Here is a 25540-nt window from a genome sequence, read left to right as displayed (position 1 = left end):
GCGAGGTTGAAGCAGCGCGCATCCAACTCCGCTGTCATCGCCCGGCCAGTGCGCAATTGCGCACTAGGAACGGGCGATCCAGTATTCCAGAGGCGATTGTGATTGAGCCGAGAGGCCGCGGCGTACTGGATTCCCCGCTTTCGCGGGGAATGACGCCGGAGATTGGAGCGGCAGCGCAGCACCCTCACCCCTTCTTCTTCGGCTCCCATTGCTCGACTGGCCCGCCGGCATCGCGCCAGGCGGCGTAGCCGCCGGCGATGTGGGCGACGGGTTTCAGGCCCATGTCCTGCGCGGTCTTGGCGGCGAGTGCCGAGCGCAGGCCGCCGGCGCAGTGGAACACGAACTTCTTGTCCTGCTGAAACACCGGCTTGGCATACGGGCTCTGCGGATCGATCCAGAATTCGAGCATGCCGCGGGTGCAGGCGAACGCGCCGGGGATGCGGCCGTCGCGCTCGATCTCGCGGGGATCGCGGATGTCGACAATGACGACGTCGCCGTTCTTCGATATCTCGATCGCGTCCTTGGCGGTGAGCGTCTCGATCTCGGCATTGGCCTCGTCGATCAGCGCCTTGATGCCGCGGCTGATGTTTTGGGGCATGTAGTTCTCCCTCTTGTTGTCATTCCGGGGCGCGCGGAGCGCGAACCCGAATCTATTTCTCGGCTGATCTTGCGGCCTAATGGATTCCGGGTTCGATGCTTCGCATCGCCCCGGAATGACGGCGCGAGTCAGTGCGTCAATTCCTTCATCGCACCCTCCAACCCCTCGATCGTGATCGGGTACATGCGGTTGGCGAAGATGCGTTTGATGATGGTGGTGGATTCCGAATAGTCCCAGTGCTTCTGGGCGACCGGATTGAGCCACACCGAATGCGGATAGGTGCGGATGATGCGATCGAGCCAGACCGAGCCGGGCTCCTCGTTGACGTGCTCGACCGAGCCGCCGGGCACCATGATCTCGTACGGCGACATCGAGGCGTCGCCGACGAACACGACCTTGTAGTCGTGCGGGTATTTGTGCAGCACGTCCCAGGTCGGCGTGCGGTCGGTGAAGCGGCGCTTGTTCTGTTTCCACACGCCTTCATAGAGGCAGTTGTGGAAGTAGAAATACTCCATGTGCTTGAACTCGGTCTTCGCCGCCGAGAACAATTCCTCGACCTGCTCGATATGCAGATCCATCGAGCCGCCGATGTCGAAGAACACCAGCAGCTTCACCGCGTTGCGCCGTTCAGGGCGCATGTGAACGTCGAGATAGCCGTGATTGGCGGTCTCACGAATGGTGGTGTCGAGATCGAGCTCGTCCGGCGCACCGGTGCGCGCGAATTTGCGCAGGCGGCGCAGCGCCACCTTGATGTTGCGGATGCCGAGCTCGACATTGCCGTCGAGATCCTTGAACTCGCGCTTGTCCCACACCTTCACGGCGCGGTTGTTGCGGTTCTTCTCCTGGCCGATGCGGACCCCTTCTGGATTGTAGCCGTGGGCGCCGAACGGCGAGGTGCCGGCCGTGCCGATCCATTTCGAGCCGCCCTGGTGCCGGCCCTTCTGCTCCTCGAGGCGCTTCTTCAGGGTCTCCATGAGCTTGTCCCAGCCCATGGCCTCGATCTGCTTCTTCTCTTCCTCGGAGAGGTATTTCTCGGCGAGCTTCTTCAGCCACTCCTCGGGGATCTCCGCCTTTTCCATAGCGTCGAGCAGGCTTTCCAACCCCTTGAACACCGTGCCGAAGACCCGGTCGAACTTGTCGAGGTTGCGCTCGTCCTTCACCAGCGAGGTGCGCGACAGGTAGTAGAAATTCTCGACCGAATAGTCCGACAGATCAGCGTCGAGCGCCTCCATCAGCGTGAGGTATTCGCGCAGCGTCACGGGGACCTGCGCATCGCGCAGAGAGGTGAAGAATTGCAGGAACATGCATGACAGATTGCCCGTCGGATGACGGACGTCAAGGGGCGGAGATGCCGCTTGCGCGCTGGACCGGGAGGCTTTTTGCTCTAGAATTGGCGCCTCACGGGGTTGTCTTGGGGACGTTTACAATGGGAATTCTCGCAGCACTCATCATTGGTGCGATCGCCGGCTGGCTTGCCGGCAAAATTGTCCACGGCGCGGGATTTGGCCTGCTCGGCAACATCGTGGTCGGCATCATCGGCGCGCTGGTCGCAGGGTGGGTGCTGCCGCAGCTTGGCATCGCGCTGGCCACGGGGACGCTCGGCTCGATCCTGGACGCCACCATCGGCGCGGTGATTGTGCTCGTCATCCTTTCGCTGATAAAACGGGTCTGAAAGCCTGACCGAACCAGGAACGGCCGCCTTGCGCGGCCGTTCCTTTTGTCGGACCGCGGCAGCGCCCCGGCCGACCAACAAGGACGCGCGATGAAATTTACCGGCACCAAGGACTATGTTGCGACCGACGATCTCAAGGTCGCCGTCAACGCCTCGATCGTGCTGGAGCGTCCGCTGCTCATCAAGGGCGAGCCCGGCACCGGCAAGACGGTGCTGGCTGAGGAAGTGGCGAAGGCGCTGAACGCGCCGCTGCTGACCTGGCACATCAAGTCCACCACCAAGGCGCAGCAGGGCCTCTACGAATATGACGCGGTGTCGCGCCTGCGCGACAGCCAGCTCGGCGATGCGCGTGTGTCCGACATCAAGAACTACATCAAGCGCGGCAAGCTCTGGGACGCCTTCGCCGCCGAGCAGCGTCCGGTGCTCTTGATCGACGAGATCGACAAAGCCGACATCGAATTCCCGAACGATTTGCTGCTCGAACTCGATCGCATGGAATTCCATGTCTACGAGACCGGCGAGACCATCAAGGCCAAGCAGCGCCCGATCATGATGATCACCTCCAACAACGAGAAGGAGCTGCCGGACGCCTTCCTGCGCCGCTGCTTCTTCCACTACATCAAGTTCCCCGACGCCGACACCATGGGCCGCATCGTCGACGTCCACTTCCCCGGCATCAAGAAGCGCCTGGTGGAGGAAGCCCTGCGCATCTTCTTCGAGGTGCGCGAAGTCCCCGGCCTGAAGAAGAAGCCATCGACCTCCGAGCTGCTCGACTGGCTGAAGCTGCTGCTCAACGAAGACATGAGCGTGGAGCAGCTCCGCGAACGCGACCCGCGCAAGCTGATCCCGCCGCTGCACGGCGCGCTGCTCAAGAACGAGCAGGACGTGCATCTGTTCGAGCGGCTGGCGTTTTTGAGCCGGCGGGAAGTTTAGAGTCACTGCCTTCCTGCGTCGGCGCGCTGCCGCCGCTCCGATCACCGCCGTCATTCCCCGCGAAAGCGGGGAATCCAGTACGCCGCGGCCTCTCGGTTCAATCACAACCGCCTCTGGAATACTGGATCGCCCGCCTTCGCGGGCGATGACGGTGAGAGTATGGTGCGAGCCTCCCTCCACCTCGTCATTGCGAGCGCAGCGAAGCAATCCAGAGTCTTTCCGTGGAGGGACTCTGGATTGCTTCGCTGCGCTCGCAATGACGGAGCAAGGGGCAACTGCATCAATCACCAACTTGCATTTCAGTCGCAGACACGCCTTCGCATCCTCGCGGCGCATTCCGCCCGAGCTATGCTCTCTCCTTCACACCCCCCAGAGGGCGCAGGGAAGGCCGGGTGCCGGCTGGCACCCACGGTCCGCTGTGCGCAAATAGCGCAAAAGGACTGCACAGCGGCATACAGGTGAAGCCAAACACACGGCCTTCCCTGCGCGATGGTTGGACGGCTTATGCCGTGCTCTCCCGGGAGCCGAGTTCGTTCTGGCCTCCCTCGCCCCGCGAATTGGATGATGCAGTCTGCCCGGTTGGGCTCGCTCGCACCTCCGCGACAGGCTTGACCGCAGCAACGACGGCCAGGACCACACGGTTTTGCCGTACGCGTTCAGCGTCGTCCGTCTACACGCGGCCGCGAACTCACAGGGACTACCCGCCCTGCCCGCACCTCTCGTGCCGACGCTGCCGCGTCCACCGCAACCCGGCCCGCGTTTCGAACGACTCGCGAACCGCCCCTCTTCCGTAGGCCGGGCTGTTTCGATTTATGCCGCAATTCCGAATTTCGGTAAAGTGGAATGTTTTTGCGGTGAGGGATTGACGAGATGGCGGGTGTTTTGCCCGACGGCCAAGTAGCCCGGATGGGGCGCAGCGAAATCCGGGTAAGTCGTGCAAACCGGTGCAGTCATCCCGGATTGCGCTACGCTCCATCCGGGCTACAGGACCATCCGGTCTACCTTGCCGGTTTCTACGCCACCGCGGCATCCGGCACGCGCGCGGCTTCCATCGGCTGTTTGCCGCGGAGCAGGTCGGAGGCGCGGTCGGCGATCATCATCGTGGATGCATTCAGGTTCGCCGAGATCATGCGCGGCATCACTGAGGCATCGATCACGCGCAAGCCTTGGAGGCCGTGGACGCGGAGCTGGTCGTCGACGACCGCCCAGGTGGAGTCCGCCGGACCCATGCGGCAGGTGCAGCCGGGGTGGAAGGTGGTGGTGCCGCGCTCGGTGGCTGCCGCCAGGAATTCGTCGTCGGTGTTGATGTTCGGGCCCGGGAAATCCTCGTAGGCGTAATAGGGCGACAACGGCGCCGACTTCAAAAGGCGCCGCGCGAGCTTCATGCCTGCGACGATGACGCGGCGGTCGAGCTCGGCGTCGAGATAATTGGTCTGGATGATCGGTGGCGCGAACGGATCGGCCGAGCGGATACGGACATAGCCGCGGCTCTCGGGGCGCTGCTGCCAGGATGCGACCGTCATGCCGGGTTCGTCCTCGAGCTGACCCTGCACGCCTTCCTTGTAGCTGGCCGGCGTGAAGGTGAGCTGCAAGTCCGAGCTCTCGGCACTCTCGCCGGAATGCCAGAAGCAATAAACCATGGTCGGCGACAGCGAGAGCAGCCCGCCGCGCGTGGTGGCCCATTTCAGCGCTTCGACCCAGAGCGACAGGCCGCGACGTAGCTCGTTGATGGTCCTGATGTCTTTCACACGCGCCACCGTGCGCGGGGCGTAATGGTCTTGCAGTCCTTCGCCCACGGGAAGCGCGTGACGCACCTGGATGCCATGAGCCTGCAACAGGTCCGGCGAGCCGATGCCGGAGAGCTGCAACAGCTGCGGCGAATTATAGGTACCGCCCGACAGGATCACTTCCTTGTTGGCGCGCACCTCGACCGGCGTGCCACCGCGGCCGCCCTTCATATAGCGCACGCCGACGGCGCGCTTGCCCTCGAAAATGATCTCGGTCGCATGCGCGTGGGTGTGCACATGCACGTTCGGCCGCTTCATCGCGGGCTTGAGGAACGCGGTCGCGCCGGAGACGCGCAGGCCCCTGTCGATGGTGCGCTGGCAGTAGGAGACGCCTTCCTGGGTCTTGCCGTTGTAGTCGGGGTTGCGGGGAATGCCGAGCGAGACCGCTCCTTCCATGAAGGCTTCGCACAGCGGATCGCGCCAGTTCATCGTCGTGACGATGAGGTTGCCGTCGCGCCCACGATAAATCTCCTCGCCCTCGCCGACCCGCTTCTCCAGCCGCCGGAAATAGGGCAGCACGTCGGCATAGCCCCAGCCGCGATTGCCCATCTGCGCCCAGGTGTCGAAATCCATGCGCTGGCCGCGATTGTAGATGTGGCCGTTGATCGAGGACGAGCCGCCGAGCGTCTTGCCGCGCGGCGCATAGATGCTGCGGCCGCCGGTCCAGGCCCCGACCTCCTGCTGGTAGGCCCAGTTGATGCTCTTCATGTGGAAGGTCTTGATGAAACCCGCCGGCAGGTGGATGTAGGGATGCCAGTCGGAAGGGCCCGCCTCGAGCACGCAGACGCTGGTGCCGGGATCTTCGCTCAGCCGGCTGGTGAGCACGCAGCCGGCCGAACCCGCGCCGATGATGACATAATCAAATCTGTCCATGGTGCCTCGGCCGCTTTAGCGCGGCTTGTCGTTGAGTTGATAATTCAAATGCGCTTTCACCGTCGGCCATTCGGCGGCGATGATGCTGTACACCACGGTATCGCGCAGTGCGCCGTTCGGCGCGACCTGGTGGCTGCGCAAGATGCCGTCCTGCTTGGCGCCGAGGCGCTCGATGGCGCGGCGGCTCTGGTGGTTGAAGAAATGCGTGCGGAATTCGACCGCGATGCAGTTCAGGGCCTCGAAGGCGTGGGTGAGCAGCAGCAGCTTGCATTGCGTGTTGAGCGGCCCGCGCTGCGCGCTCTTGCCATACCAGGTCGAGCCGATTTCGACGCGGCGGTTGGCGGCATCGATGTTCATGTAGGTCGTCATGCCGACGATGTTGCCGCCGCCGTCGAACACGGTGAACGGCAGCATGGAGCCCGCGGCCTGGAGGCCCAAGCGGCGGTCGATCTCCTTGCTCATGTTCTCCGGCAGAGGGATCGCCGTGTACCAGAGTTTTGACAGCTCTCCGTCTTTTACCGCGTTCGTCAGCGCCTCGCGATGATCATGCGACAGCGGCTCCAGACGGGCATGCTGTCCGCGCAGGGTGATGGGATCAGGCCAGGGCATTGAACTCTCTCCTTACGTCATTGCGGGGAGCGAAGCGACGAAGCAACCCAGACTGTCTCCGCGGACCGCATTTCTGGATTGCTTCGCTTCGCTCGCAATGAAGATAACTAGCACCGTTTATTTGTTTAGGAAATTGAGAGGCAAACCGCCGCGCGGCCAGTCCATCGCGATCAGCTCGCCCTTGCCGGAGAGCGTGATGTAGGCGGTCTTGAGCCCGGGGCCGCCGAAGGCGATGTTGGTGGTGACGCGGTCGCCGGTCGGCACCTGCTCGACCAGCGCGCCATCAGGCGCGATCACCGAGATGCAGCCGGAGACGAGCGTGGCGACGCAGATATTGCCGCTCGCTTCCACCGCGAGCGAGTCGAACATCTGGTAGCCGCCGAGCCCGCAGATCGGCCTGCCCCGCTCGCCGCGATAAATCGCGTCGCGCGGCTTGAGCGTGCCGGGCGCGGAGAGCTCATAAGCCCAGAGCCGCCCCGTCGGCGTCTCGGCGATGTAAACCGTGTTCTCGTCCGGTGACAGCCCGATGCCATTGGCCGGCAGCACGCCGTGCACGACCTCGACGATCTCGGTCATGCCGGGCTTGAGATAATACATGCCGCCGACATCCATCTCGCGCGCGCGGCGTTTGCCCAAATCGGAGAACCAGAGACCGCCGTGCTTGTCGAACACCAGATCGTTCGGCCCGCGCAGCTCGTGCTCGCCGCATTTGGTCACGACGGTCTCGATCTTGCCCGATTGCAGATCCACCCGCTGGATCGAACCGCCCAGATAATCATCCGGCTGCGGGCCGGGCATGATCATGTTGCGGGTCGGGATCCAGGAGAAGCCGCCATTGTTGCAGATGTAGATCTTGCCATCGGGCCCGAGCGCCGCACCATTCGGGCCGCCCGGCACCTTGGCCACGATCTCCTTGCGGCCATCAGGATACACCCGGGTTAAACGCTGGCCGCGGATTTCCACCAGCACGACCGAACCATCCGGCATCACCACCGGCCCTTCGGGAAATTCGAGGTCGGTGGCGAGAACACGGACGTTGGACGTGACATCGGACATGGAGACCCTCCCGGCTGCTTGTTATGGCTTGCGCGGGATGTCCGGCATGGGCCTCGCACACAAGATTTGCCTGCGGTTATGGCAAAGCAGGTCCGTCTTGCCAAGCAACCGGGAAGGTATGCCAGCGTTGCGCGCTAGTCCTTCACCGGCACCCAGATCTCGAAGCCGCCATTGCCGGTCATGGGATCGAACGCCTCGTCATAACGCTCGAAGTTCGGCGCATCCGCGGCCTTGAGGCCAGAGGCAGGCAGCCATTGATTCCAGATCGTGTTGACGGTGCGGCGGATCGAGGCAACGTGATCGGAATGGGTGAACACCGCATAGCGCTGCTCGGGGATGCGAATGCGACCGAAGCGGCGCGGCAGATCCGAGAAGTCGGCGACTTCCACACCGGCGATGTAGTCGAAATTGCCGGCATCGTCGCCATTGCAGCAGATGCCATAGGCCACCTTGCCAATGCGCGCGGGAATGTCGGCGACCTCCTGGTGGAAGCGGTGCCACATCCCGGGAATGATCGCACCGTTGTCGCAGGCAATGCGGTCAGTGAGGCCGGCGACAAGAAAGGCCTTTGCGGTTTCGAAACGGGGCGGGGCGAGGTTGTCTGATACGGTGGAGTCCATGAGGATCGGCTCCTGAAGCTTGAGATGGCTGATGCACGTCGCCGCCCTCACCGCTTCTGGTGTGGTGCCAAAGTGGTCGCGGAACGCGCGGGTGAATGCTTCGTGCGAGCCGTAGTCCGCCTCCAGCGCGAGGCTGAGAATGTCCGGCGCGCCCCTGGCAAGGCTGCGCGCCGCCTCACTCAGCCGGCGTGCGCGCACGTACCGCATCACCGGCAAGCCGGTGGCCGCGGCAAACGCGCGCACCATGTGGAACCGCGACACGCCGCCGATCGCAGCGATCTCGTCGAGCGTCATCGGCTCGGTCAGATGGCTTTCGATGTACCAGAGCGCGCGCTGGGCTGGGTTCATGGGTTGCGCCTCTCATTCGAAGCGGGGCGATCATGCGCCGTCCCCGCGCGCTTCGCTTGATCAGGATTGCTCCCGCACGGTTCGCTTTGCCAGCCTACAAAACCTACTTCGCATCCTTCGGCGCCGGCGCGTCCTGCTTCTTCTTCACATCCTCGATGATCTTCGTCTGCGCCGCCTGGAGATCGCCGATGGTCTTCTGCAAGCCGGCAAGCGTCACCTTCAACGCATCGATCTGGCGATTGGCGGCATCGAGCTTCTGCTGATGATCGAGGTTAAGTTTCGTGATCGTCTTCTGGAGGAAATCGACATTGCTCTGAAGGCAGCTGGTGCGACGCTCCATGGTCTTTTCGACCGTGCAGATCTCGATGCCGGGCACGTCCTGCGCATGCGCCGGCGTGACGAGCGGTAAGATCGCGAAACAAACGGCAGCCAACGTGCGCGGCATCCAGGTTCCTTGCCAAATTGATCACGGCAATTTGCGCCGATTGGGCGCGCCTTGGCGAAGCTACCACACTCGTACCGCATTCTCGCGTTGAGCTTGGCATGTTCCCTCGGACAGGGAGCAATGAACCGTACGCGGAAGAAGTGGGCGCTCGTTCCGCAGCTTTGATGAGGGGAGATTATTGGAATGGCAACGCGCGACAGACGTCTGGCGGAATTCGATGGCGCCGGAGAACCGCCACCCGGCCTGCCGGTCGAGGTTTTGTGCGAGGACCACAGCGGTACGTATCAGCTGCCGTTCGCATGCCGTTATGTCGAGGGGGCGCTGGCAGAATGACGCGGCCGGGGTCGCGGTGGAAGCAACCGTGATCGGATGGCGGCTGCCGCGCATGAAGCACACCGGGGTCGCCTGAAACCTCGCACCTGTCCCGAAATGCGACGGCGACGCGTGGCACCTTAACCTTCGGAACGCGGTTCGAACGAATCGCGTCCGAATCAGCCTGATGGCTCCGTCCACGCCTGTTCACGGCTAGATATCGAAGTCAGCCCGTGCGCGCGTACCACATCTGCGAGAGGCGCGGGCGGGCCTGAGCACATTGCCGACTGCAAACGTTAATTCCCGAGGCGCAGCCCTGCACGCCCCAGTTCCGCCGCCGAAACGGGCAGGACGGGGCGCGGCTGCCTAATATTCGACCTCCAGCTCCTCGATCTCGGCCGGCTCGTCCTTGGCTGCCGCGATCCATTCCTTCATCTCGGGCATGGCCATGATGACATCGGCATAGGCCTTCAGCTGCGGCTCGAGCTTGACGTCATAGGTGACGAAGCGCGTCACCACCGGCGCATACATCGCATCCGCCATGGTTCGCTTTTCGCCGAACAGGAACGGACCGCCGGACTTGTCCAGGCAGTCGCGCCAGATCGCCCAGACGCGATCGATGTCGGCCTGCGCGCGCGACCAGATCTTGAAGGCCGGGAAGTGGCCCTTCAGGTTGACCGGCAGCGAGGCGCGCAGAGTGGTGAAACCGGAATGGATTTCGCCGCAGATCGAGCGGCAATGCGCCCGCTGGACGCGATCCGCCGGCAACAGCCCGGCATCCGGCATCGCCTCGTTGAGATATTCGGCAATCGCCAGCGTATCCCAGACCGTGGCGCCGTCGTGCCGCAGGCATGGCACCAGGATCGAGGACGACAGCAACAGGATTTCGGCGCGCGCCGATGCGTCGTCCGGCGCGGTCACGATCTCCTCGAAATCGAGCCCGGAAAACTTCGTCAGCAGCCAGCCACGCAGCGACCAGGATGAGTAGTTCTTGCTGCTGATGGTCAGTGTCGCTTTCGCCATATGGCCGTTCCCTCACGCCTGTGATGCACCCCCCGCCGGGCCCACCGGCGTGCCCATTGCCTGTGCTTCCCGAGTGGCTCGCTCGGCTTGAATAGCAAGCGATGTGCCAGTTTTCCGGGCGATTTGACCCCGCTTTGGCTTCGATATTGCATGACAACATCGGACAGGTGGGCACTTCAGTATGATGTCGATGTTTTATCAGACCTTTCAGAACCAGATGGATCTGACGGCGCCGTGGCGGGCGGGCGCCGCGTCCGCGCTCAAATTCCTCCATCTGGTGCCACAGGGCATGTCGGATCAGGTGGTGGGCCGACTCTCGGCTGCGCTGGAGCTGATCTCGCGGTCCACCCTCACTTACCATCGCCCGGCCTACGGCATCGACAGCGTCATGGTCGGCAATCGCGAGGTTGCGGTCACCGAGGAGATCGCCTACTCGACGCCGTTCGGCTCGCTGCTGCGTTTCAAGAAGGAGGGCGTGGGCGAGCAGCCGCGCATGCTTCTGGTGGCGCCGATGTCCGGCCACTTCGCCACGCTGCTTCGCGGCACCGTGAAGACGCTGCTGCAGGATCACGACGTCTACATCACCGACTGGCACAATCCGCGCGACATTCCGCGCAGCGAGGGACGCTTCGGTCTCGACGACTACACCGAGCATCTGATCGACTTCCTCGGACAGCTGGGGCCGCGGCCGCATATGGTCGCGATCTGCCAGCCGTCGGTCTCGGCGCTCGCCGCGGCCGCGATCATGTGCGAGGGCAATCACCCCTCACGGCCTGCGACGCTGACGCTGATGGCCGGCCCGATCGACACCCGTATCCAGCCGACCAGGGTCAACGAGTTCGCCAAGAGCAGGCCGATCGACTGGTTCGAGAGCAACCTCATCAACTATGTGCCGGTGCAGTGCCGCGGCGCGCTCCGCAAGGTCTATCCAGGGTTCGTGCAGCTCACCGCCTTCGTCTCGATGAATCTCGAGCGGCACATCAAGCAACACATGGATCTCGCCAATCACATCGCCAAGGGCGAGAAGGAGAAGGCCGCCAGCATCAAGACCTTCTACGACGAATATTTCGCCGTGATGGACCTGCCGGCGGAGTTCTACATCGAAACCGTGCGCGACGTGTTCCAGGAGCACCTGCTGCCGCAAGGCAAGCTGATGCATCGGGGACGTCCCGTCGACACCAAGGCGGTCAGCCGCATGGGGCTGATGACGGTCGAGGGCGAGAAGGACGACATCTGCTCGATCGGCCAGACGCTCGCAGCCCAGGACCTCTGCACCGGCGTGCGCGCCTATCGCCGGGTGCACCACATGCAGGCCGGCGTCGGCCATTACGGCGTGTTCTCGGGCAAACGCTGGAACAACGAGATCTATCCGCTGCTGCGGGATTTCGTGCACGTCAATTCTTAGGACGGCCCGGCGGCTCCGCGCCTCAGGCCGACCACTCCGCGCCCCAGACCTGGACGACGTGACCCGGCGAGACTTCGCGATATTGCCGCACCGGCGGCTGGTAATCCGGCGCGCGCACCGGACTTCTGATTTCGTCGTTGGCGACCTCGCGCCTGATGCCGCGCCGAGCAGGATCGGGCACCGGCACCGCGGCCATCAGCTTCTTCGTGTAGGGATGCTGGGGATTGCCGAACAAGGCCGCACGCGGACCGATCTCGACGATCTCGCCGAGATACATCACCGCGACGCGATGGCTCATGCGCTCGACCACCGCGATGTCGTGGGAAATGAAGAGATAGGCCAGGCCCATGCTGGCCTGAAGATCGAGGATGAGATTGACCACCTGCGCCTTGATCGAGACGTCGAGCGCCGAGACCGCCTCGTCGGCGATGATCAGCTTCGGTCCGAGCGCCAGCGCACGCGCGATGCAGATGCGCTGGCGCTGGCCGCCGGAGAACTCATGCGGGAAACGCGCGGCCATGTCAGCCGTCAGGCCGACGCGCGTGAGCAGATCGGCGACCTTGTCGCGCGCCTGAGCGGCGGTGGCGAGGCCGTTGGCGAGCAGCGGCGCGGCGATCGCCGTTCCCACCGACATGCGCGGATTGAGGCTCGCGAACGGATCCTGGAACACGATCTGCATCCTCTTGCGGAAGTCTCGCAAGGTGCGGCCGTTCATGGCGAGCACATCCTGGCCCTCGATCAGAACCGTGCCGCTGTCCGGCTCGATCAGCTTGAGGATCGAGCGGCCGGTCGTCGACTTGCCGCACCCGGACTCGCCGACCAGCGCCAGCGTCTCGCCGGCGCGTAGCGTAAATGAGATGTTCTCGACCGCGTGGACCCGGCCGGAGACCTTTCCGAACAATCCCGACCGGATCGCGAAGCGCGTGGTGAGGTTGGACACCTCGAGCAGCGGGCGTTCGGCGGTCGAGACCGTATCAGGCGTTTCCGTCGGATCGTCGGACGTCCCCGTCATCTTGTCAACGATCGGAAAACGCATCGGCCGCGCGCGTCCGTCCATCGAGCCGAGGCGCGGCACGGCCGCGAGCAGCGCGCTTGTGTAGGGATGCGAGGGTGATGCGAAGATGTGCGCAGTCGCGTCGGTCTCCACCGCCTGGCCGGCATACATCACCACGGTGCGATCGGCGATCTCGGCGACCACGCCCATGTCGTGGGTGATGAAGAGGATCGACATCCCCTCCTCGCGCTGGAGCTCTTTCAGAAGCTCCAGTATCTGGGCCTGGATGGTGACGTCGAGTGCCGTGGAGGGCTCGTCGGCGATCAGGAGTTTGGGCTTGCAGGCGAGCGCCATCGCGATCATCACCCGCTGGCGCATGCCGCCCGAGAAGCGATGCGGATGCTCGTGAAAACGCGATTTCGCTGCGGGGATGCGGACACGATCGAGCAGACGGATGGTCTCGGTCTCGGCAGCGGGGCGCGACAGTCCGCGATGCTGAATCAGTGCTTCCGCAATCTGGAAGCCGATGGTGAGCACCGGGTTGAGGCTCGTCATCGGCTCCTGGAAGATCATGGCAATCTCGTTGCCACGAATATCCTTCATGCCCGCTTCGGGCAGCGTCAGCAGATCGCGGCCGGAAAGCGCGACGCGGCCCTCGATACGGCCGCTCTCCCTCGGAATGAGGCGCATGATGGAGAGCGCGGTGACGCTCTTGCCCGACCCGGACTCGCCGACGATGGCAACGGTTTCCCGCGCGGCAATGTCGAACGAGACGTTGCGAACGACCGGGACCCATTGCTGCTCGCGCATGAACGAGGTCGTGAGGCCTGCGACCGACAGCATGGGACACTGTGCTTCGGCGACGACCTGCTCGGATGCATTTGCGCCGGTGTTCATGCGAAGCACCTGATGCATGCCGCAACGAAGGTGCGCTCCCTCCCCCGCTTGCCGGGAAGGGTTGGGGAGAGGGTGCTTCCACGATCGAGGACCTCCAAGAGGAGAGAACCCTCACCCGGCGCTGCGCGCCGATCTCTCCCGCAAGCGGGAGAGGTGAACTGAGCTCGTGGCTGCACTGATGTCACCATTGCCATTGCGCCCTCAGTAGCCTCGACTACGATCGACACGCCCCGGCAGCTCTTCGCCGCGGCGGTGCCGTGCGATGACGTCGAGCACGTAATCGACCGCCGTATCCGGCGTCGTCATGCTGGCATTGTGCGGGGTCAGCAGGATGCGCGGGTGGCTCCAGAAGGGATGACCGGCGGGCAGCGGCTCGGGTTCGGCGACGTCGAGCACCGCACCTGAAAGCGCGCCACTATCGAGCGCGGCGAGGAAATCCGCTTCGACCAGATGCGGGCCACGGCCGACGTTAACGAGAGAGGCACCGCGCGGCAGCCGCGCGAACAGGTCCGCGTTGAGGATACCGCGAGTGTCGTCGGTCAGCGGCAGCAGGGACACCAGAATGTCAGCCTGCGCGAGAAATTTTGGGAGTGTCTCCGCGCCGGCATAGCAAGCAACGCCTTCGATATCGCGCGGCGAGCGATTCCAGCCGAGAAGCGGAAACTCGAACGCCTTGAGGCGTTCGAGCACGGCCTGGCCGAGCTGCCCGAGCCCCATGACGCCGACGCGCCGACGCTTCGCCGGCGTGATCCGGATCTCGCGCCAGATCTGCGCCTTCTGCTGGCTGATGAAGTGCAGGAGATCGCGGTGCAGCGCCAGCACGGACATGGTGACGTATTCCACCATCGTCTCGGCAATGCCCGGCTCCAGCATCCGGACAAGCGGGATGTGGGGCGGAACTTTCGTGGTGTCGAACTGATCGACGCCGGCGCCGACCGAGAAGACCAGCTCGAGATTGGGAAAGGTCGCCGCGATGTCATCCGGCGGCACCCACGCCACCAGGTAGCGCACCTCCGCGGGATCGCCGATGTCGGGCCAGAGCCGGAACGGCAGGTCGGGCGCGCGCTCCGCGAAGAAGCGCGCCCACTCCGCGCCGCGCACCATGTTGGCCTTGTAGAGAACCGTCATACTGTCAAAGCCTCAGAACGGGCTGACCGGCGCGAGCCGGCGGCCGTCGATCATGCGCGTGTGGCTGTAAGCTGCCGGATCGACCAGCGGCGTCGACCCCGTCACGATATCGGCGGCGAGCTTGCCGGCCGCAGGGCCGATGCCGAAACCGTGGCCGGAGAATCCGGTGGCGAGGAAGAAGCCCGGAAGCGCGTCGACCTGCGAGATCACCGGAATCGTGTCCGGCGTGCAGTCGATGGTGCCACCCCAGGCTTCTGCGATCTCGATGTCCTTCAGCTCGGGGTTCGACTTGATCAGCGAAGCCAGCGCCGCATTGACCAGCGACATGTCAGGCTCGGGATCGCGCACACGCTCGGTCTCGAACGGCGACGGCTTGTCAAAGCCCCAGCTCGTGCCGCGCGCGAGCTGGTCGAAGAACGACTTGCCGAACGACATCTTCAAGCCGTTGCGGCGATGCAGGTAGGTCGGCCAGAAGGTGCGTGCGTAGCGGAACAGGTCGGGCGACAGCTCGACCGTGCCGCGGTTGCGCAGCGCGAGCGTAAAGCCGCCGTCGAGGCGGCGGCGGATACAGTAGAAATCGGTGCCAAGCGCACCCGACGTGATCTCCGGACCCGGCGTGGTCCGGCACGCGGTGGCGTTGACGAGGCCTATCGGCAGCTCGATGCCATGGCGGCGGCAGAACAGCGACGACCACGCGCCACCCGACAGCAGGGCGGATTGCGTGCGAATGGTCCCCTTCTCGGTGACGACGGCGCTGACGCGTCCGCCCTGTGTCTCCAATCCGCGCGCGGCGCAGCCCTGGTGGATGGTGACGCCGTGTTTTCGCGCAGCGGTCGCAAGCGCGGGCACGGCCATCGAGGGCTCGGCGCGCCCGTCGCTCGGCGTGTGCAGGCCGCCAACCCACGTCTCGGCATTGCCGGGCAGGCGCTCGGCGATCTCGGCCGGCGTCAGCACGGTGGAGTGAACCTGTTGTTCGCGCGCCATCGCCGCCCAGCGCTCCCAGCTGGCGAGCTCGTCCTTGCTCTTGGTCAGGAACAGCACGCCGGTGCGGCGGAAGCCGGCATCGACGCCGGCGTCGTTCTGCATGTCCTCCCACAGTCGCAACGCTTCGCGCGCCAGCGGAATCTCCTCCCGCGCGCGGCCCTGCTGCCGGCACCAGCCCCAGTTGCGGCTCGACTGCTCGCCCCCGACATGCCCCTTCTCGACCAACGCGACGGAAAGCCCCTTCTTCGCGAGATGATAGGCCGCCGAGACGCCGATCACGCCGCCGCCGATGACGACGACGTCCACCTGCGCCGGCAGGCGTTCGTCGCTGTTTATACGGTTGAGCGGCGGGGACATAGGACACTCCTGGAAGTCGGTTCGATCGATGCAAGCTTGCTCGTCGCTGGTTTGCAGATCATGGGATGTTCATCCGCGGGTCGAGCGCGTCGCGCAGCCCGTCGCCGAGGAAGTTGAAGCTCGTCACCGCGAGCGTGATGACAACGCCCGGCGCAATGGCAAGCCAGGGCGCACTGGTGAGATAGATCTGCGCGTTGTTGAGCATGTTGCCCAGGCTAGCGGCCGGCGGCTGAATGCCGTAACCGAGATAGCTGAGATAGGATTCCAGCAGGATCGACTTGGCGACGTTCAGCGTCGCTGCCACCACGATCGGCGCCATCGCATTGGGCACGAGCTCGCGGAACATGATCCGCAGGTTCGACGAGCCGAACGCGAGCGCGGCCACCGCAAACTCGCGCTCCCGCAGCGAGCGCACCTGGGCTTCGACGACGCGGGCCACCCACATCCAGGCGGTCGCTGCGATCAGCACGGTGGTGGTGACGACGCCGGGCTCGGTGAGCGCCGCCAGCGCAAGCAGGAGAAAGATGGTCGGAAAGCACAGCACGCCGTCGACGAGCTGCATCAGGACCGCGCCGACCACGCCGCCGTAGAAGCCGGCGAAGGCGCCGACGGCGATGCCCACCGCCATCGCGATCACCATCGCGACGATGCCGATCGACAGCGAGACGCGCGCGCCCATCATCAGCCGGGCCAGCACATCGCGGCCAAGCTCGTCGGTGCCGAGAATGTGCGCGCCCGACAGCGGCGGCGCGAACCGCTTCATGATGTCGATATACGTGTCGTCGAACGGCAGCAGATAAGGGCCGAGCGCCGAGCCGAGAACAAGGACGAGAATGATGACCGCGCCCGCGAGCGCAAGCCGGTGTCGGCGGAATCGCTGCCACGCGGCCTGGCCGGGTGCGGGTTGAGCGGTGGACACGACTACAGTCGCCATCGCCTAGCCCACCCGGATGCGCGGATCGACGACCGCGTAAAGGATGTCGGCAAGCAGCGAGCCGATCAGCACCATGGTGGCCGAGAACATCAGGATGCCCATCACCACGGGATAATCGCGATAGCCGATGGAATCGAGGAACAGCCGGCCCATGCCGGGCCAGGTGAACACGGTCTCGGCAACCAGCGCTCCTCCAAGCAGCGTCGGAAATTGAAGCCCCGCAACGGTGATCATCGGCAGCAACGCGTTGCGTAGCGCGTGCACGGTGAGGATGCGCCATTCCGGCATGCCTTTGGCGCGCGCGGTGCGGATGTAATCCTGGTTGATGACTTCGAGCATCGCGGAGCGCATGAAGCGCCCCCACATCGCGGTCTCGACCAGCGCCAGCACCAGCGCCGGCGCGATCAGATGATGCAGCAGGTCCAGCGGCGACCCGTCGCCGATGGTCTCGCGATTACCGGCCGGCAGCCAGCCGAGCTTCACCGAGAAGACGTAGATGGTGACGAGGCCGAACCAGAAGGTCGGGATCGACAGCGCGATCATGGCCCCGACGGTTGCGAGCGTATCGAACAGCGAATAGCGGCGCAGCGCACCGAGCACGCCGATCCAGCAGCCGAGCAGCACCGCGATGATGGTCGCCGTCGCCATCAGTTCCAGCGTGGCGCCGAGATGCGAGGAGATCACCGAGAGCACCGCCTCGCCGTCGCGGTACGAGCGGCCCCAGTCGCCTTTCAGCATGCGGCCGAACCAATCGAGGTACTGGATCGGCAGCGAGCGATCGAGGCCGAGCTGCCTGCTGACGCGCTCGAAATCCTCCTGCGTCATCTGCGCGGAGGCGGCAAATTGCGACAGCGGCCCGCCCGGCGCCAGGTGCAGGACGGCAAAGCCGATCGCGGAGACGATCACCAGCAGCAGGATCGCCTGCGTCAGGCGATTGGCGACGTAACGGGCCATCTCAGGCGATCCCGCGGATCGGATGCATCAGGCCCAATACCACTCGCGGATGTTCCAGCAGTTGATCGACATGTTGATGTTGGGACGGAAACCCTGGAGCCCCTCCTTCACGCCTTCGGCGATGAAGCCCTGGAACAGCGGCAGGATGGCGAGGTCGTTGCGCACGAGCTTTTGCAGTTCGCCATAGGTGGTCTTGCGCTGCGCGAGATCGAACTGTCTGGCGCCCTGGGCAAGCAGCCGGTCGGCTTCCGCGCTCTGGTATTGATAGGTGTTGTAGCCGCGGCCGCCCTTGGCGGGAATCGCACCAGAGCCGAACCGCGGCGTCACGTCGGGGTCGCTGCCCAGCATGAAGTTCACCCCCACGATCACCGAGTTGAACTTCGACTGCTGCCAGAAATCACCCCAGATCACCGCGGCGGGCATGTTGTTGACGCGCATCGCAGCACCAATCGCGCGCCAGTCCTGGATCAGGAGCTGCTGGGTCTGCTCGCGGACCGCATTGCCGGATGTCGTAGAATTGGTGAATTCGAGCTTGACGCCGCCCTTCTCGCGCACGCCGCCCGCGCCGCGCACCCATCCGGCGGCATCGAGCAGCGCATTGGCTTTTGCCGGATCATATTTGTGTTGCGGCAGGCCCTGCTGGAACGACCAGGCCTGCTGCGGCACGAAACTTTCGGTCTGGGTCGGCAGGCCGTAGTTCAGTGCATCGATGATCGCCTGCTTGTTGATCGCGAGATACAGCGCCTCACGCACCGTGCGGTCGGCGAACGCACCGAACTCCAGATTGGGCGCGATGTGCTCGACCGAGGACGTCGAGGAGACGAAGATCTTGCGCCCCTTCAACGTCTTCGCCTCCTGCACGAAGTTCGGCAAAATGCCTTGCAGGCCGGTGTAGTCGACCTGGCCGGTGCGGAACTGGGTGTAGAGAACGGTGAGATCCGGGATGTATTTGAAGACCACGCGTTCGACGTAAGGTCCTTTGCCGTGGTAGCCGGCATTTGCATTCAACTGGATGTGGTCGCCGGGCACCCGCTCGCCCCAGCGGAACGGACCGGTGCCGACCGGCGCGTTGTGGAACGGTGAAGCGTTCGGATCGGTCACCTTCTCCAGGATGTGCTTGGGCACGATAAAGGTCAGCGCCGCCAGGATCGACATGTAGGGCGAATAAGCCGTCTCCATCCGCCAATGGATCTCGTCCGGCGCGACGATGTCGATGTCCTTCACCAGATGATGCCCGACGCGGCTGCGCGCGCGGAAATCCGGACTGTTGATCAAGTTGAGCGAGAACTTCACGTCCTCCGCCGTGAACGGTGTGCCGTCGTGCCATTTTACGTCGCTGCGCAGCTTGATCTTCCAGGTCAGGCCGTCGGCCGACAGCCCGCCGTTCTCGATTGTAGGGACTTCGCGGGCGAGATCGGGAATGAAGTTGCCGTCGGGGTCGATGAACCAGAGCGGCGAGAACACCTGCCACCAGATGCCCTGATCGACTTCGATGCCGGGCATCAGCGGATGAAAGACCGTCGGCTCCTGCGACAGTGCCGCGATCACCTGCCCGCGCGGCTTGTCCGGTGGATTGGTGGGGCGCTCGGTCTGGGCAAAGGCATTGCCTGCAAATGTCCATCCCGCCGCCGCGCCTGCACCGAGCTGGACAAACTGACGCCGATCTGGAATGCCCAGATGCAGTGCCCCAACGCCGAACCTACCGGTGTCGTCTGCCATGACCACTCTCCGTTGTCGCACACGGCACCGTCTCCCGCGCCCCCAACCCCGGCAAAGGGACAGGAGTGGGCTTTAGTGCTTCTAAATTTTTCTCCCAAAAGTTCATCATGACTAAATACAGCTGTCAATCGCATTGCTAGGATGCGCGACGTTTTCACCTCGACTGAACGCCGCCGGCGCATTCCGGCGGCGAGGCGATGCATGGGAGAGCGACATGGATGGTCGCGGCGACACGAGCGGTCCGAAGGACGCTCCAGCGATGGACGGCGATGAGGCCAGCGACCAGCGCCTCGGCGAAACCGTGCGGCTGCTGCGTCAGCGCGCCGGCCTCTCGATCCAGGACGTTGCCAACAGGACCGGCCTGTCCAACGGCATGATCAGCCAGCTCGAACGCGCGCGCGCCATGCCGTCGATCCGCACGCTGCGGCTGCTCAGCATCGCGCTCGACGTTCCGATCTCGTATTTCTTCGAGACGCCCGATGCCGCCGACGTGCAGCGCTACATCGTGCGCAAGAGCAGCCGGCGCCTGCTGCGGCTCACCGCGAGCGGCGTCGTCAAGGAGGCGCTGACACCGTCAGACAAGGGCCAGCTCGAGCTGTACGAACTCACGCTCAACCCTGGCGCGTCCTCCGGCACTGATTTCTTGCAGCACACCGGTGAGAAGGCCGGCTATATCATCTCCGGCAGCCTGCGGCTGTGGCTCGACAACCAGGCGCATTTGCTGGAGGCCGGCGACAGTTTCCGCTTTCCGAGCACCGTGCCGCACATGTTCGACAACCCAACGCAGCACGCGGCGCGTGTGATCTGGGTCACGACACTGCACCAGACCGATTCGCCGGCAGGCTGAAGCGCGGCAACCTTCAAGACGAGTTCAGTAGGCAGATGGATCGACAGACCAGGGCAACGCTGTGGATCGCCTTTATCGTCATCGTCTCCTATTTCGTGTGGTTCTATGTCGACTGCGCGATGGACGATGCGTGCCGGATCATCTGCGCCGGTGACGACCGCCGCGGCTGCCATACGCAATGGACCACGGAGCCGAGGCAGCCTTGATGTTCGGCAGCCTCAACCCGCGAAGATGAGGCACGTCGTGGTGCCATGAGCGAGCGGCCGACCTCCGAGCGTGCGGCAAGCCGCTGGTCGGCTCGGGATGCGTTTCGCGATAGACAAGCACCCGCCCACAGCCGATGCTGCCGCCCATCGGGATCCATTTGGAGGCGAGCCATGACCGCACTTGAAAAAGGCATTACTGCAAACGGCACTGGCTATGGCGGCAAGAGCTGGAACATCCTGGGCCAGGTCTATTTCCCCAAGGCCGTCACCGAGTCCACCTTCGCATTCGAGACCAACAGCGAGCCGGGTCAATTCGTGCCGGTGCACATCCATCCGACCCAGGACGAATTCATCCTGGTGCAGGAAGGCACGCTTGACCTCAAGCTGGACGGCCAGTGGGTCAAGGCCCATGCCGGCGACCTCGTGCGCCTGCCGCGCGGTATCCCGCACGGCTATTTCAACAAGTCCGACAAGCCGGCCCGCGCGCTGTTCTGGGTCTCGCCGATGCAGAAGCTCGAGGCGCTGTTCAACCAGCTTCACAATCTGACCGACCCCGCCGAGGTCGTCCGCATCTCGGCCCTGCACGAGGTCGACTTCCTGCCGCCGGAAGCCAACGACTAGGCTATGATGCCCTGACGGACGAATCGTTGGGGAAACCGGCCATGCGTGCAGGAGGTCGCGCCATCGCGGCGCTCGCGCTGCTCTTCGCGACATTTGCCGCGAGCCAGGCGCAAGCGCTGACGCCAACGCAATCGGAGGCGCAAGCCGCCTACGATCGCGCGCTGGCCGATTTCAAATCGGTCCTTGCCGAGCGGCGCCGCCAGATCGAGACGAAGCAAGTGCTGCCGAACCTGCCGGGCCAGGCACTTTATCTCGCGCGCGTCGCGGTGATCAGCACGTACAAGGATCTCACCGACGCCATGCCGTCGCGGATCGGAAGGCCGAACAAGTTCGAGATTCCCCCGGCCTATTTCGATGCCGAGATCGAACCGCTGGTCGACGAATATGCTGATCTGTTCGAGATCATGGAGGCGCCGCCCGCAAACGCACAAAACTCGGCGACGCCGTTCAGGGACGTGGTCGATCTCGCCACAGCGATCGCGCGCGCCAAGGGGCTTGCGCCGGCCCACGCTGAAGCTGCAGGCCGCATCAGTCTGGGCCTGTTCTTTGCCGAGACCAACGGCAAGCAGAACGTCCGCAACGGGCGCTCGAACACCTATATGGGCAGCCTCCAGACCGGCCCGTCCGAGGACCGCAACGGCCAGCGCAAATGGGAAGCCATCAAGGGCGCGATCGCGGCCGCCGATCCCGCGTTGAACGCGCGCGACGACAAGGAAGAGGCGCGGTCCCGCGGCACCGATCGCCGTTTCAATCACTGGACCAATGTGCGCGACGGCCTCATGAACGCGCATGCGGAGCTGTTTGCCGAGATCCCCGCGATCGTCAAGACGTTACCCGATCCGATCGAGCAGATGAAGCTGTTCGAGCTGATCCAGATCATCCCGACGCCGACGCGCTCCGCACTGAAGTCGGGCGACTTCTTGAACTACAGGGTGTCAGATCCCACCATCATGAAGCACCTGCGCAACAACAGCATCTTCGCCTTCGGCAAGGCAGACCGCGCGCGAAGCTCGGCCAGCTTCCGCGAGATTCTCGGCGCGATGTGGCTGTTCAAGCGGAAGTTCGAGAAGGCGATGGCGAAATACGCGGAGATCAAGCCACGATAGGGCCGTACCCTGCGGGAGACGAGCTAGTTTTCCGCCTTGTAGCCGTCGGTCAGCGTCTTCAGGAACGCGATAATGTCGGCCTCGTCCTGCTCGGTCATTGCCGCCTTCTCGCCGGCATGACGATTGAACGGCGGATCGGTGACGTCGACATTGGAGTGATATTTTCGCGGCAGGTCGTCGTGCTTCTGCACCGTGCCGTCGGCGGCGCGCGGAAAAAATTTTCCCGGGTTGGTGTCACGGAAATTATAGAAATCGAGTACCTGCTCGAGAGTGCTGAAGACGCCATTATGGAAGAAGGCGTGGCGCGTTGCGGCGTTGCGCAATGTCGGGGTCAGGAACATGCCGCAATATTGCGTCTGCTCGGAGATGTCGGTGCGATGCGGCCCGCAGACGCCGAGATCGAAATAGTTCGGATCGCGATTATTCGCGAGCGCTGCGTTGCGCGGCGCGCCGAGCGCCTCGTATTGATGGTCGGTGAACAACGGTGGCAGGCCATCGCGGGTCGGCGCCGAGGGATGGCAGCCGGCGCAGTTGGCCCTGTCGGGATCGTTGAACAATTGCAGGCCGCGCAGTTCGCTCTCGCTCAGCTGCGCCTTGCCCTCGAGCCAGTGATCGTACTTGCTGCTGTAGGAATGGAAGCTCGGCTCTTCGACCTGATAGCGCGCCGCCGCAAACATCGCCTCCGCGATCAGGAGCCGCTGATTGTCGAGCACGCGGGCGCCGAACAGCTCGACGAAACGCTGGGCGTAAGACGCATGGCGCAGCTTGTCCGCGACGATCTCGGGGCTGCCGCCGTCCATCTCGTTGGGATCGAGCAGCGGGAACAGCGCCTGGTCCTGCAGCGTGTCGGCGCGGCCGTCCCAGAACAGCCCGCCTTGCGGCACGATGTTCGCCGCCGACGCGGCATTCCCGCCAGCGGTTTTCGTGGTGCGTGCGGACTGCCGGCCGAGCGCGGCCATCTGCGCGAGGTCCATGACGTGGTCGTCGTCGCCCTTGTCCGGGCCGATGCTGAAATTCGGCTGGCGCTCCAGATAGGTCAGCGACGGAACGGCACGCGCACCCTGCCGCGACAAATCGGCGGCGCCAAGCATGACCGGGGCGTCATTGGGCGGGCCGTAAGCGTGATCCGGACTGTGACAGGATGCGCATGACAGCGCACCGGACGAAGACAACGATGCGTCGAAGAAGATCGCCTTGCCGAGCTGCGCCATCGCCGAGAGCGGTTCGGAGGGCGGGCGATAGAGATGAACCGGGTTCGGATTGAGGCCCGACGGAATCGCTTCGGCCGGTGCTTGCGTCTCGGCCGCAAAAACAGCGCCGGCCAGCGAGAGCAGGCCGGCGCCGAGGAGCCACAAAGTGCGGCTGTGCATATGACCTTCCGTCGGACTAGTGGTGATGGTGCTCGTCCGGCGGGCTGACCATGACCGTGCCGGCGGTCGGATCGAGGAACAGCGCGTCGGTGCGGAAGTCGTGGCTGTGGTCCCGATCGAAGTCGAACAGGTCCATGATCGATCCGGTCGTGGCATCGAACGAGCCACCGCCCAGGCGTTTGCCGTGCAGCCAATTGTCCTCGATGAACCCCACCACGGACGCCTGCGAGACATAGGTATGGCTGACGAAGTTCGCCCTCGCATAGGGCGAGACCACGATGAAGGGCACGCGGGCGCCGGGCCCGCAGCGGCCGTTCACCGGTTTGCCGTTGAGGCCGTTCGGCGCCGGTTGCTTCTTCGGACCGAGGCCGCACAAGCCCGGACCGTTGACCTGATCGGCGGCCGGATCATAGGACGCGCTCTTCGGCGCGACGTACTGGTGGTCGTACCAGCCGTCGGAGTCGTCATAGGTGACGATGACGGCGGTCTCGCGCCACTCCGGCTGCTTCTGGAGAAAGTTGATCAGCTCGACACTCCCGATCTGCTCGTCGAGCGGATCAGAATAGCCGGCATGACCGTCCTGGTAAGCCGGCAACTTGATGTAGGAAACCGCCGGAAAATTGCCGGCCTTCACCGCAGCGTAGAAGTCTTCGAGATCATAGCCGTGATTGGCCGGGTCGATCTTGCCGTTGAGGTCGTGGGTATGGCCGATCGCGTGGACCGAGCTCGGCCGCGCATGGGTCGGGTTGGCCGTCGACTTGTAGTACTGGAACCAGGCGTGGTGCGGAATGTAGTCCGCAGTGGCGGCGCCCACGACGGTCGAGAAGGTGCTGCGTGCGCACCCGGTCGTGCCGTTGGCATTCTTGAGCGTGAGATCAAGCCGCCCATGAAGCTGCCCCAGCTGATGTGCTCGTCGTTGAGCAGGTCGCCGATATTCTTGCCGTCCATCAGGACCGTGCTGGTCGTGCTCGAGCAGGGGTCAATGCCCGGATCAGTGTCGCCGATCAGCGTCAGTCCGCCCTGGCCGTCGGGAACGGTCTGTGTCGACGTGCCGACGATATTCACGGCGCCGTTGGTCTGGCCCGAGATCACCTCGAGCGCGCCCGGCGTCGACGGACCAAAGGTGTCGGTCCAGGCATTGTCGCTCATGGCAAAGTGCTGGGCGTAGTTCCAGAACGCTGTGACGGTGTTGCCGTCGAAATAGCCCATCACCTGCCCGTTGGTGCCGAACGCGCCGGCGCCGCCGGCGGTGCCGCGGCCGGTGAATTTCGGGAACAGGTCGTCCTTGCCGTTGTCGACCGCCTGCTGCTCGGGCGTGTAAGCGTGGTTCTGCGAACGCGTGTTGGCCTGGGTACGATCGAGCCGGAACGGATCGGTCGCGCCGGTGCCGTTGGCGGGATTGTTGTTCGGATTGTTCACCAGCAGATTGGCATTGGCGAGATTGTTGACCTTCGGCGTATGCGGCTTCGGCACGAAGGGAATCGCGCCGGACGGATTGGCCGCGTTGGGATAGGTCGCGAAGTAATGATCGAACGAGCGGTTCTCGTTGAAGATGATCACGAGATGCTTGATCGGCGTCTCGGTGTGGATCTCATGCGGATGGCGATCATGATCGTGATCGTGATCCCGATCCCGGCCGAAATCGTCTGCGAGAACCGGCATGGCGCACGCAAGTGCCGTCGCGACCGCGAAAATCGCAGCCGTCGTCAAAAATCTGGATTTCATCTTTGTTTGCCCCCGAA

24 protein-coding genes and 1 pseudogene are annotated in these 25540 nt (G+C 64.1%); 8 read left to right on the top strand and 17 right to left on the bottom strand.

Features of this window, described 5'->3' with window-relative positions; genetic code table 11:
* Positions 1-184 precede the first annotated feature (184 nt).
* Entirely contained in the window at positions 185-598 is a 414-nt protein-coding gene (locus AB8Z38_RS32440; RefSeq protein WP_369721654.1) for a rhodanese-like domain-containing protein, read from the bottom strand.
* 128 nt (positions 599-726) lie between these two features.
* Positions 727-1902, bottom strand: a complete 1176-nt coding sequence (locus AB8Z38_RS32435) for a VWA domain-containing protein (protein WP_369721653.1) — start codon at positions 1900-1902, stop codon at positions 727-729.
* Between the two features lie 122 nt (positions 1903-2024).
* Between AB8Z38_RS32435 and AB8Z38_RS32430 the strand changes: the two genes are divergently transcribed.
* Together AB8Z38_RS32430 and AB8Z38_RS32425 are read left to right on the top strand one after the other, a co-directional pair.
* Positions 2025-2270 (top strand): GlsB/YeaQ/YmgE family stress response membrane protein, encoded by a 246-nt coding sequence (locus tag AB8Z38_RS32430; RefSeq protein WP_045002165.1) that lies wholly within the window; start codon positions 2025-2027, stop codon positions 2268-2270.
* 90 nt (positions 2271-2360) lie between these two features.
* On the top strand, positions 2361-3203 hold the full coding sequence (locus tag AB8Z38_RS32425; RefSeq protein WP_027529387.1) for a MoxR family ATPase: 843 nt from the start codon (positions 2361-2363) through the stop codon (positions 3201-3203).
* 1013 nt (positions 3204-4216) lie between these two features.
* On the opposite strand, the gene AB8Z38_RS32420 is transcribed toward AB8Z38_RS32425, so the two are convergent.
* From AB8Z38_RS32420 to AB8Z38_RS32400, 5 genes are all read right to left on the bottom strand, one after another.
* Positions 4217-5863 carry a GMC family oxidoreductase gene (locus tag AB8Z38_RS32420; RefSeq protein WP_369721652.1) on the bottom strand — a complete coding sequence of 549 codons (1647 nt, stop codon included), beginning with the start codon at positions 5861-5863 and terminating at the stop codon, positions 4217-4219.
* 15 nt (positions 5864-5878) lie between these two features.
* Positions 5879-6472, bottom strand: a complete 594-nt coding sequence (locus AB8Z38_RS32415) for a GNAT family N-acetyltransferase (RefSeq protein ID WP_369721651.1) — start codon at positions 6470-6472, stop codon at positions 5879-5881.
* 117 nt (positions 6473-6589) lie between these two features.
* A complete protein-coding gene (locus tag AB8Z38_RS32410) occupies positions 6590-7528 on the bottom strand; it encodes an SMP-30/gluconolactonase/LRE family protein (protein ID WP_369721650.1) in 939 nt (312 codons plus the stop codon).
* A 134-nt stretch (positions 7529-7662) separates the two neighbouring features.
* Positions 7663-8496, bottom strand: a complete 834-nt coding sequence (locus AB8Z38_RS32405) for a GyrI-like domain-containing protein (RefSeq protein ID WP_369721649.1) — start codon at positions 8494-8496, stop codon at positions 7663-7665.
* A 103-nt stretch (positions 8497-8599) separates the two neighbouring features.
* On the bottom strand, positions 8600-8941 hold the full coding sequence (locus AB8Z38_RS32400) for a hypothetical protein (protein WP_369721648.1): 342 nt from the start codon (positions 8939-8941) through the stop codon (positions 8600-8602).
* A gap of 183 nt (positions 8942-9124) precedes the next feature.
* Here AB8Z38_RS32400 and AB8Z38_RS32395 point away from each other — a divergent pair.
* Positions 9125-9350 (top strand): annotated as a pseudogene (locus tag AB8Z38_RS32395) (hypothetical protein).
* A 269-nt stretch (positions 9351-9619) separates the two neighbouring features.
* On the opposite strand, the gene AB8Z38_RS32390 reads toward AB8Z38_RS32395, so the two are convergent.
* Positions 9620-10276, bottom strand: a complete 657-nt coding sequence (locus AB8Z38_RS32390) for a glutathione S-transferase family protein (protein ID WP_369721647.1) — start codon at positions 10274-10276, stop codon at positions 9620-9622.
* A 181-nt stretch (positions 10277-10457) separates the two neighbouring features.
* On the opposite strand from AB8Z38_RS32390, the gene AB8Z38_RS32385 reads away from it, so the two are divergent.
* Positions 10458-11681 (top strand): polyhydroxyalkanoate depolymerase, encoded by a 1224-nt coding sequence (locus AB8Z38_RS32385; RefSeq protein ID WP_369721646.1) that lies wholly within the window; start codon positions 10458-10460, stop codon positions 11679-11681.
* Between the two features lie 22 nt (positions 11682-11703).
* Here AB8Z38_RS32385 and AB8Z38_RS32380 read toward each other — a convergent pair whose 3' ends face one another.
* The 6 genes from AB8Z38_RS32380 to AB8Z38_RS32355 all read right to left on the bottom strand — a co-directional run bounded on the left by AB8Z38_RS32380 (position 11704) and on the right by AB8Z38_RS32355 (position 19648).
* Positions 11704-13572 carry a dipeptide ABC transporter ATP-binding protein gene (locus AB8Z38_RS32380; RefSeq protein ID WP_369721645.1) on the bottom strand — a complete coding sequence of 623 codons (1869 nt, stop codon included), beginning with the start codon at positions 13570-13572 and terminating at the stop codon, positions 11704-11706.
* 201 nt (positions 13573-13773) lie between these two features.
* Positions 13774-14700 carry a 2-hydroxyacid dehydrogenase gene (locus AB8Z38_RS32375; RefSeq protein WP_369721644.1) on the bottom strand — a complete coding sequence of 309 codons (927 nt, stop codon included), beginning with the start codon at positions 14698-14700 and terminating at the stop codon, positions 13774-13776.
* A gap of 12 nt (positions 14701-14712) precedes the next feature.
* Positions 14713-16041, bottom strand: a complete 1329-nt coding sequence (locus tag AB8Z38_RS32370; protein WP_369721643.1) for an NAD(P)/FAD-dependent oxidoreductase — start codon at positions 16039-16041, stop codon at positions 14713-14715.
* A 58-nt stretch (positions 16042-16099) separates the two neighbouring features.
* Positions 16100-16975 carry an ABC transporter permease gene (locus AB8Z38_RS32365; protein ID WP_369721642.1) on the bottom strand — a complete coding sequence of 292 codons (876 nt, stop codon included), beginning with the start codon at positions 16973-16975 and terminating at the stop codon, positions 16100-16102.
* A gap of 3 nt (positions 16976-16978) precedes the next feature.
* On the bottom strand, positions 16979-17929 hold the full coding sequence (locus AB8Z38_RS32360) for an ABC transporter permease (RefSeq protein ID WP_369721641.1): 951 nt from the start codon (positions 17927-17929) through the stop codon (positions 16979-16981).
* A 27-nt stretch (positions 17930-17956) separates the two neighbouring features.
* The gene (locus AB8Z38_RS32355) at positions 17957-19648 is read right to left on the bottom strand and encodes a peptide ABC transporter substrate-binding protein (protein ID WP_369721640.1); all 1692 of its coding nucleotides are present in this window, start codon (positions 19646-19648) and stop codon (positions 17957-17959) included.
* A 214-nt stretch (positions 19649-19862) separates the two neighbouring features.
* On the opposite strand from AB8Z38_RS32355, the gene AB8Z38_RS32350 reads away from it, so the two are divergent.
* The 4 genes from AB8Z38_RS32350 (at position 19863) to AB8Z38_RS32335 (ending at position 22428) form a co-directional block, all read left to right on the top strand.
* A complete protein-coding gene (locus AB8Z38_RS32350; RefSeq protein ID WP_369721639.1) occupies positions 19863-20495 on the top strand; it encodes a helix-turn-helix domain-containing protein in 633 nt (210 codons plus the stop codon).
* Positions 20496-20530: 35 nt separating this feature from the next.
* Positions 20531-20701, top strand: coding sequence for a hypothetical protein (locus AB8Z38_RS32345; protein ID WP_369721638.1), 171 nt, complete (start codon positions 20531-20533; stop codon positions 20699-20701).
* 171 nt (positions 20702-20872) lie between these two features.
* The gene (locus AB8Z38_RS32340; RefSeq protein ID WP_369721637.1) at positions 20873-21322 is read left to right on the top strand and encodes a cupin domain-containing protein; all 450 of its coding nucleotides are present in this window, start codon (positions 20873-20875) and stop codon (positions 21320-21322) included.
* Between the two features lie 41 nt (positions 21323-21363).
* The gene (locus AB8Z38_RS32335; protein ID WP_369721636.1) at positions 21364-22428 is read left to right on the top strand and encodes a hypothetical protein; all 1065 of its coding nucleotides are present in this window, start codon (positions 21364-21366) and stop codon (positions 22426-22428) included.
* A gap of 23 nt (positions 22429-22451) precedes the next feature.
* Here the strand turns inward: AB8Z38_RS32335 and AB8Z38_RS32330 are convergent, their stop codons facing one another.
* From AB8Z38_RS32330 to AB8Z38_RS32320, 3 genes are read right to left on the bottom strand one after another with little or no spacing between them, the layout of a single operon-like run.
* Entirely contained in the window at positions 22452-23798 is a 1347-nt protein-coding gene (locus tag AB8Z38_RS32330; RefSeq protein ID WP_369721635.1) for a cytochrome-c peroxidase, read from the bottom strand.
* Positions 23799-23814: 16 nt separating this feature from the next.
* The gene (locus tag AB8Z38_RS32325; RefSeq protein ID WP_369721634.1) at positions 23815-24432 is read right to left on the bottom strand and encodes an alkaline phosphatase family protein; all 618 of its coding nucleotides are present in this window, start codon (positions 24430-24432) and stop codon (positions 23815-23817) included.
* The gene (locus AB8Z38_RS32320) at positions 24429-25523 is read right to left on the bottom strand and encodes an alkaline phosphatase family protein (RefSeq protein ID WP_369721633.1); all 1095 of its coding nucleotides are present in this window, start codon (positions 25521-25523) and stop codon (positions 24429-24431) included. Before AB8Z38_RS32320 ends, AB8Z38_RS32325 begins: the two co-directional genes overlap by 4 nt.
* Positions 25524-25540 lie beyond the last annotated feature (17 nt).

Source organism: Bradyrhizobium sp. LLZ17, assembly GCF_041200145.1.
Lineage (GTDB): Bacteria > Pseudomonadota > Alphaproteobacteria > Rhizobiales > Xanthobacteraceae > Bradyrhizobium.
The sequence above is the reverse complement of the archived record's forward strand: the minus strand, read 5'-3'. Positions and strand labels throughout refer to the sequence as shown.

Excerpts from the sequence above, each read along its gene's own strand:
- AB8Z38_RS32440 (WP_369721654.1), bottom strand. The coding sequence starts at position 598 with ATGCCCCAAAACATCAGCCGCGGCATCAAGGCGCTGATCGACGAGGCC.
- AB8Z38_RS32400 (WP_369721648.1), bottom strand. The coding sequence starts at position 8,941 with ATGCCGCGCACGTTGGCTGCCGTTTGTTTCGCGATCTTACCGCTCGTC.
- AB8Z38_RS32335 (WP_369721636.1), top strand. The coding sequence starts at position 21,364 with ATGCGTGCAGGAGGTCGCGCCATCGCGGCGCTCGCGCTGCTCTTCGCG.
- AB8Z38_RS32355 (WP_369721640.1), bottom strand. The coding sequence starts at position 19,648 with ATGGCAGACGACACCGGTAGGTTCGGCGTTGGGGCACTGCATCTGGGC.
- AB8Z38_RS32430 (WP_045002165.1), top strand. The coding sequence starts at position 2,025 with ATGGGAATTCTCGCAGCACTCATCATTGGTGCGATCGCCGGCTGGCTT.
- AB8Z38_RS32385 (WP_369721646.1), top strand. The coding sequence starts at position 10,458 with ATGATGTCGATGTTTTATCAGACCTTTCAGAACCAGATGGATCTGACG.
- AB8Z38_RS32345 (WP_369721638.1), top strand. The coding sequence starts at position 20,531 with ATGGATCGACAGACCAGGGCAACGCTGTGGATCGCCTTTATCGTCATC.
- AB8Z38_RS32375 (WP_369721644.1), bottom strand. The coding sequence starts at position 14,700 with ATGACGGTTCTCTACAAGGCCAACATGGTGCGCGGCGCGGAGTGGGCG.
- AB8Z38_RS32365 (WP_369721642.1), bottom strand. The coding sequence starts at position 16,975 with ATGGCGACTGTAGTCGTGTCCACCGCTCAACCCGCACCCGGCCAGGCC.
- AB8Z38_RS32420 (WP_369721652.1), bottom strand. The coding sequence starts at position 5,863 with ATGGACAGATTTGATTATGTCATCATCGGCGCGGGTTCGGCCGGCTGC.
- AB8Z38_RS32360 (WP_369721641.1), bottom strand. The coding sequence starts at position 17,929 with ATGGCCCGTTACGTCGCCAATCGCCTGACGCAGGCGATCCTGCTGCTG.
- AB8Z38_RS32425 (WP_027529387.1), top strand. The coding sequence starts at position 2,361 with ATGAAATTTACCGGCACCAAGGACTATGTTGCGACCGACGATCTCAAG.
- AB8Z38_RS32370 (WP_369721643.1), bottom strand. The coding sequence starts at position 16,041 with ATGTCCCCGCCGCTCAACCGTATAAACAGCGACGAACGCCTGCCGGCG.
- AB8Z38_RS32435 (WP_369721653.1), bottom strand. The coding sequence starts at position 1,902 with ATGTTCCTGCAATTCTTCACCTCTCTGCGCGATGCGCAGGTCCCCGTG.
- AB8Z38_RS32330 (WP_369721635.1), bottom strand. The coding sequence starts at position 23,798 with ATGCACAGCCGCACTTTGTGGCTCCTCGGCGCCGGCCTGCTCTCGCTG.
- AB8Z38_RS32415 (WP_369721651.1), bottom strand. The coding sequence starts at position 6,472 with ATGCCCTGGCCTGATCCCATCACCCTGCGCGGACAGCATGCCCGTCTG.
- AB8Z38_RS32405 (WP_369721649.1), bottom strand. The coding sequence starts at position 8,496 with ATGAACCCAGCCCAGCGCGCGCTCTGGTACATCGAAAGCCATCTGACC.
- AB8Z38_RS32320 (WP_369721633.1), bottom strand. The coding sequence starts at position 25,523 with ATGAAATCCAGATTTTTGACGACGGCTGCGATTTTCGCGGTCGCGACG.
- AB8Z38_RS32380 (WP_369721645.1), bottom strand. The coding sequence starts at position 13,572 with ATGAACACCGGCGCAAATGCATCCGAGCAGGTCGTCGCCGAAGCACAG.
- AB8Z38_RS32410 (WP_369721650.1), bottom strand. The coding sequence starts at position 7,528 with ATGTCCGATGTCACGTCCAACGTCCGTGTTCTCGCCACCGACCTCGAA.
- AB8Z38_RS32390 (WP_369721647.1), bottom strand. The coding sequence starts at position 10,276 with ATGGCGAAAGCGACACTGACCATCAGCAGCAAGAACTACTCATCCTGG.
- AB8Z38_RS32340 (WP_369721637.1), top strand. The coding sequence starts at position 20,873 with ATGACCGCACTTGAAAAAGGCATTACTGCAAACGGCACTGGCTATGGC.
- AB8Z38_RS32350 (WP_369721639.1), top strand. The coding sequence starts at position 19,863 with ATGGATGGTCGCGGCGACACGAGCGGTCCGAAGGACGCTCCAGCGATG.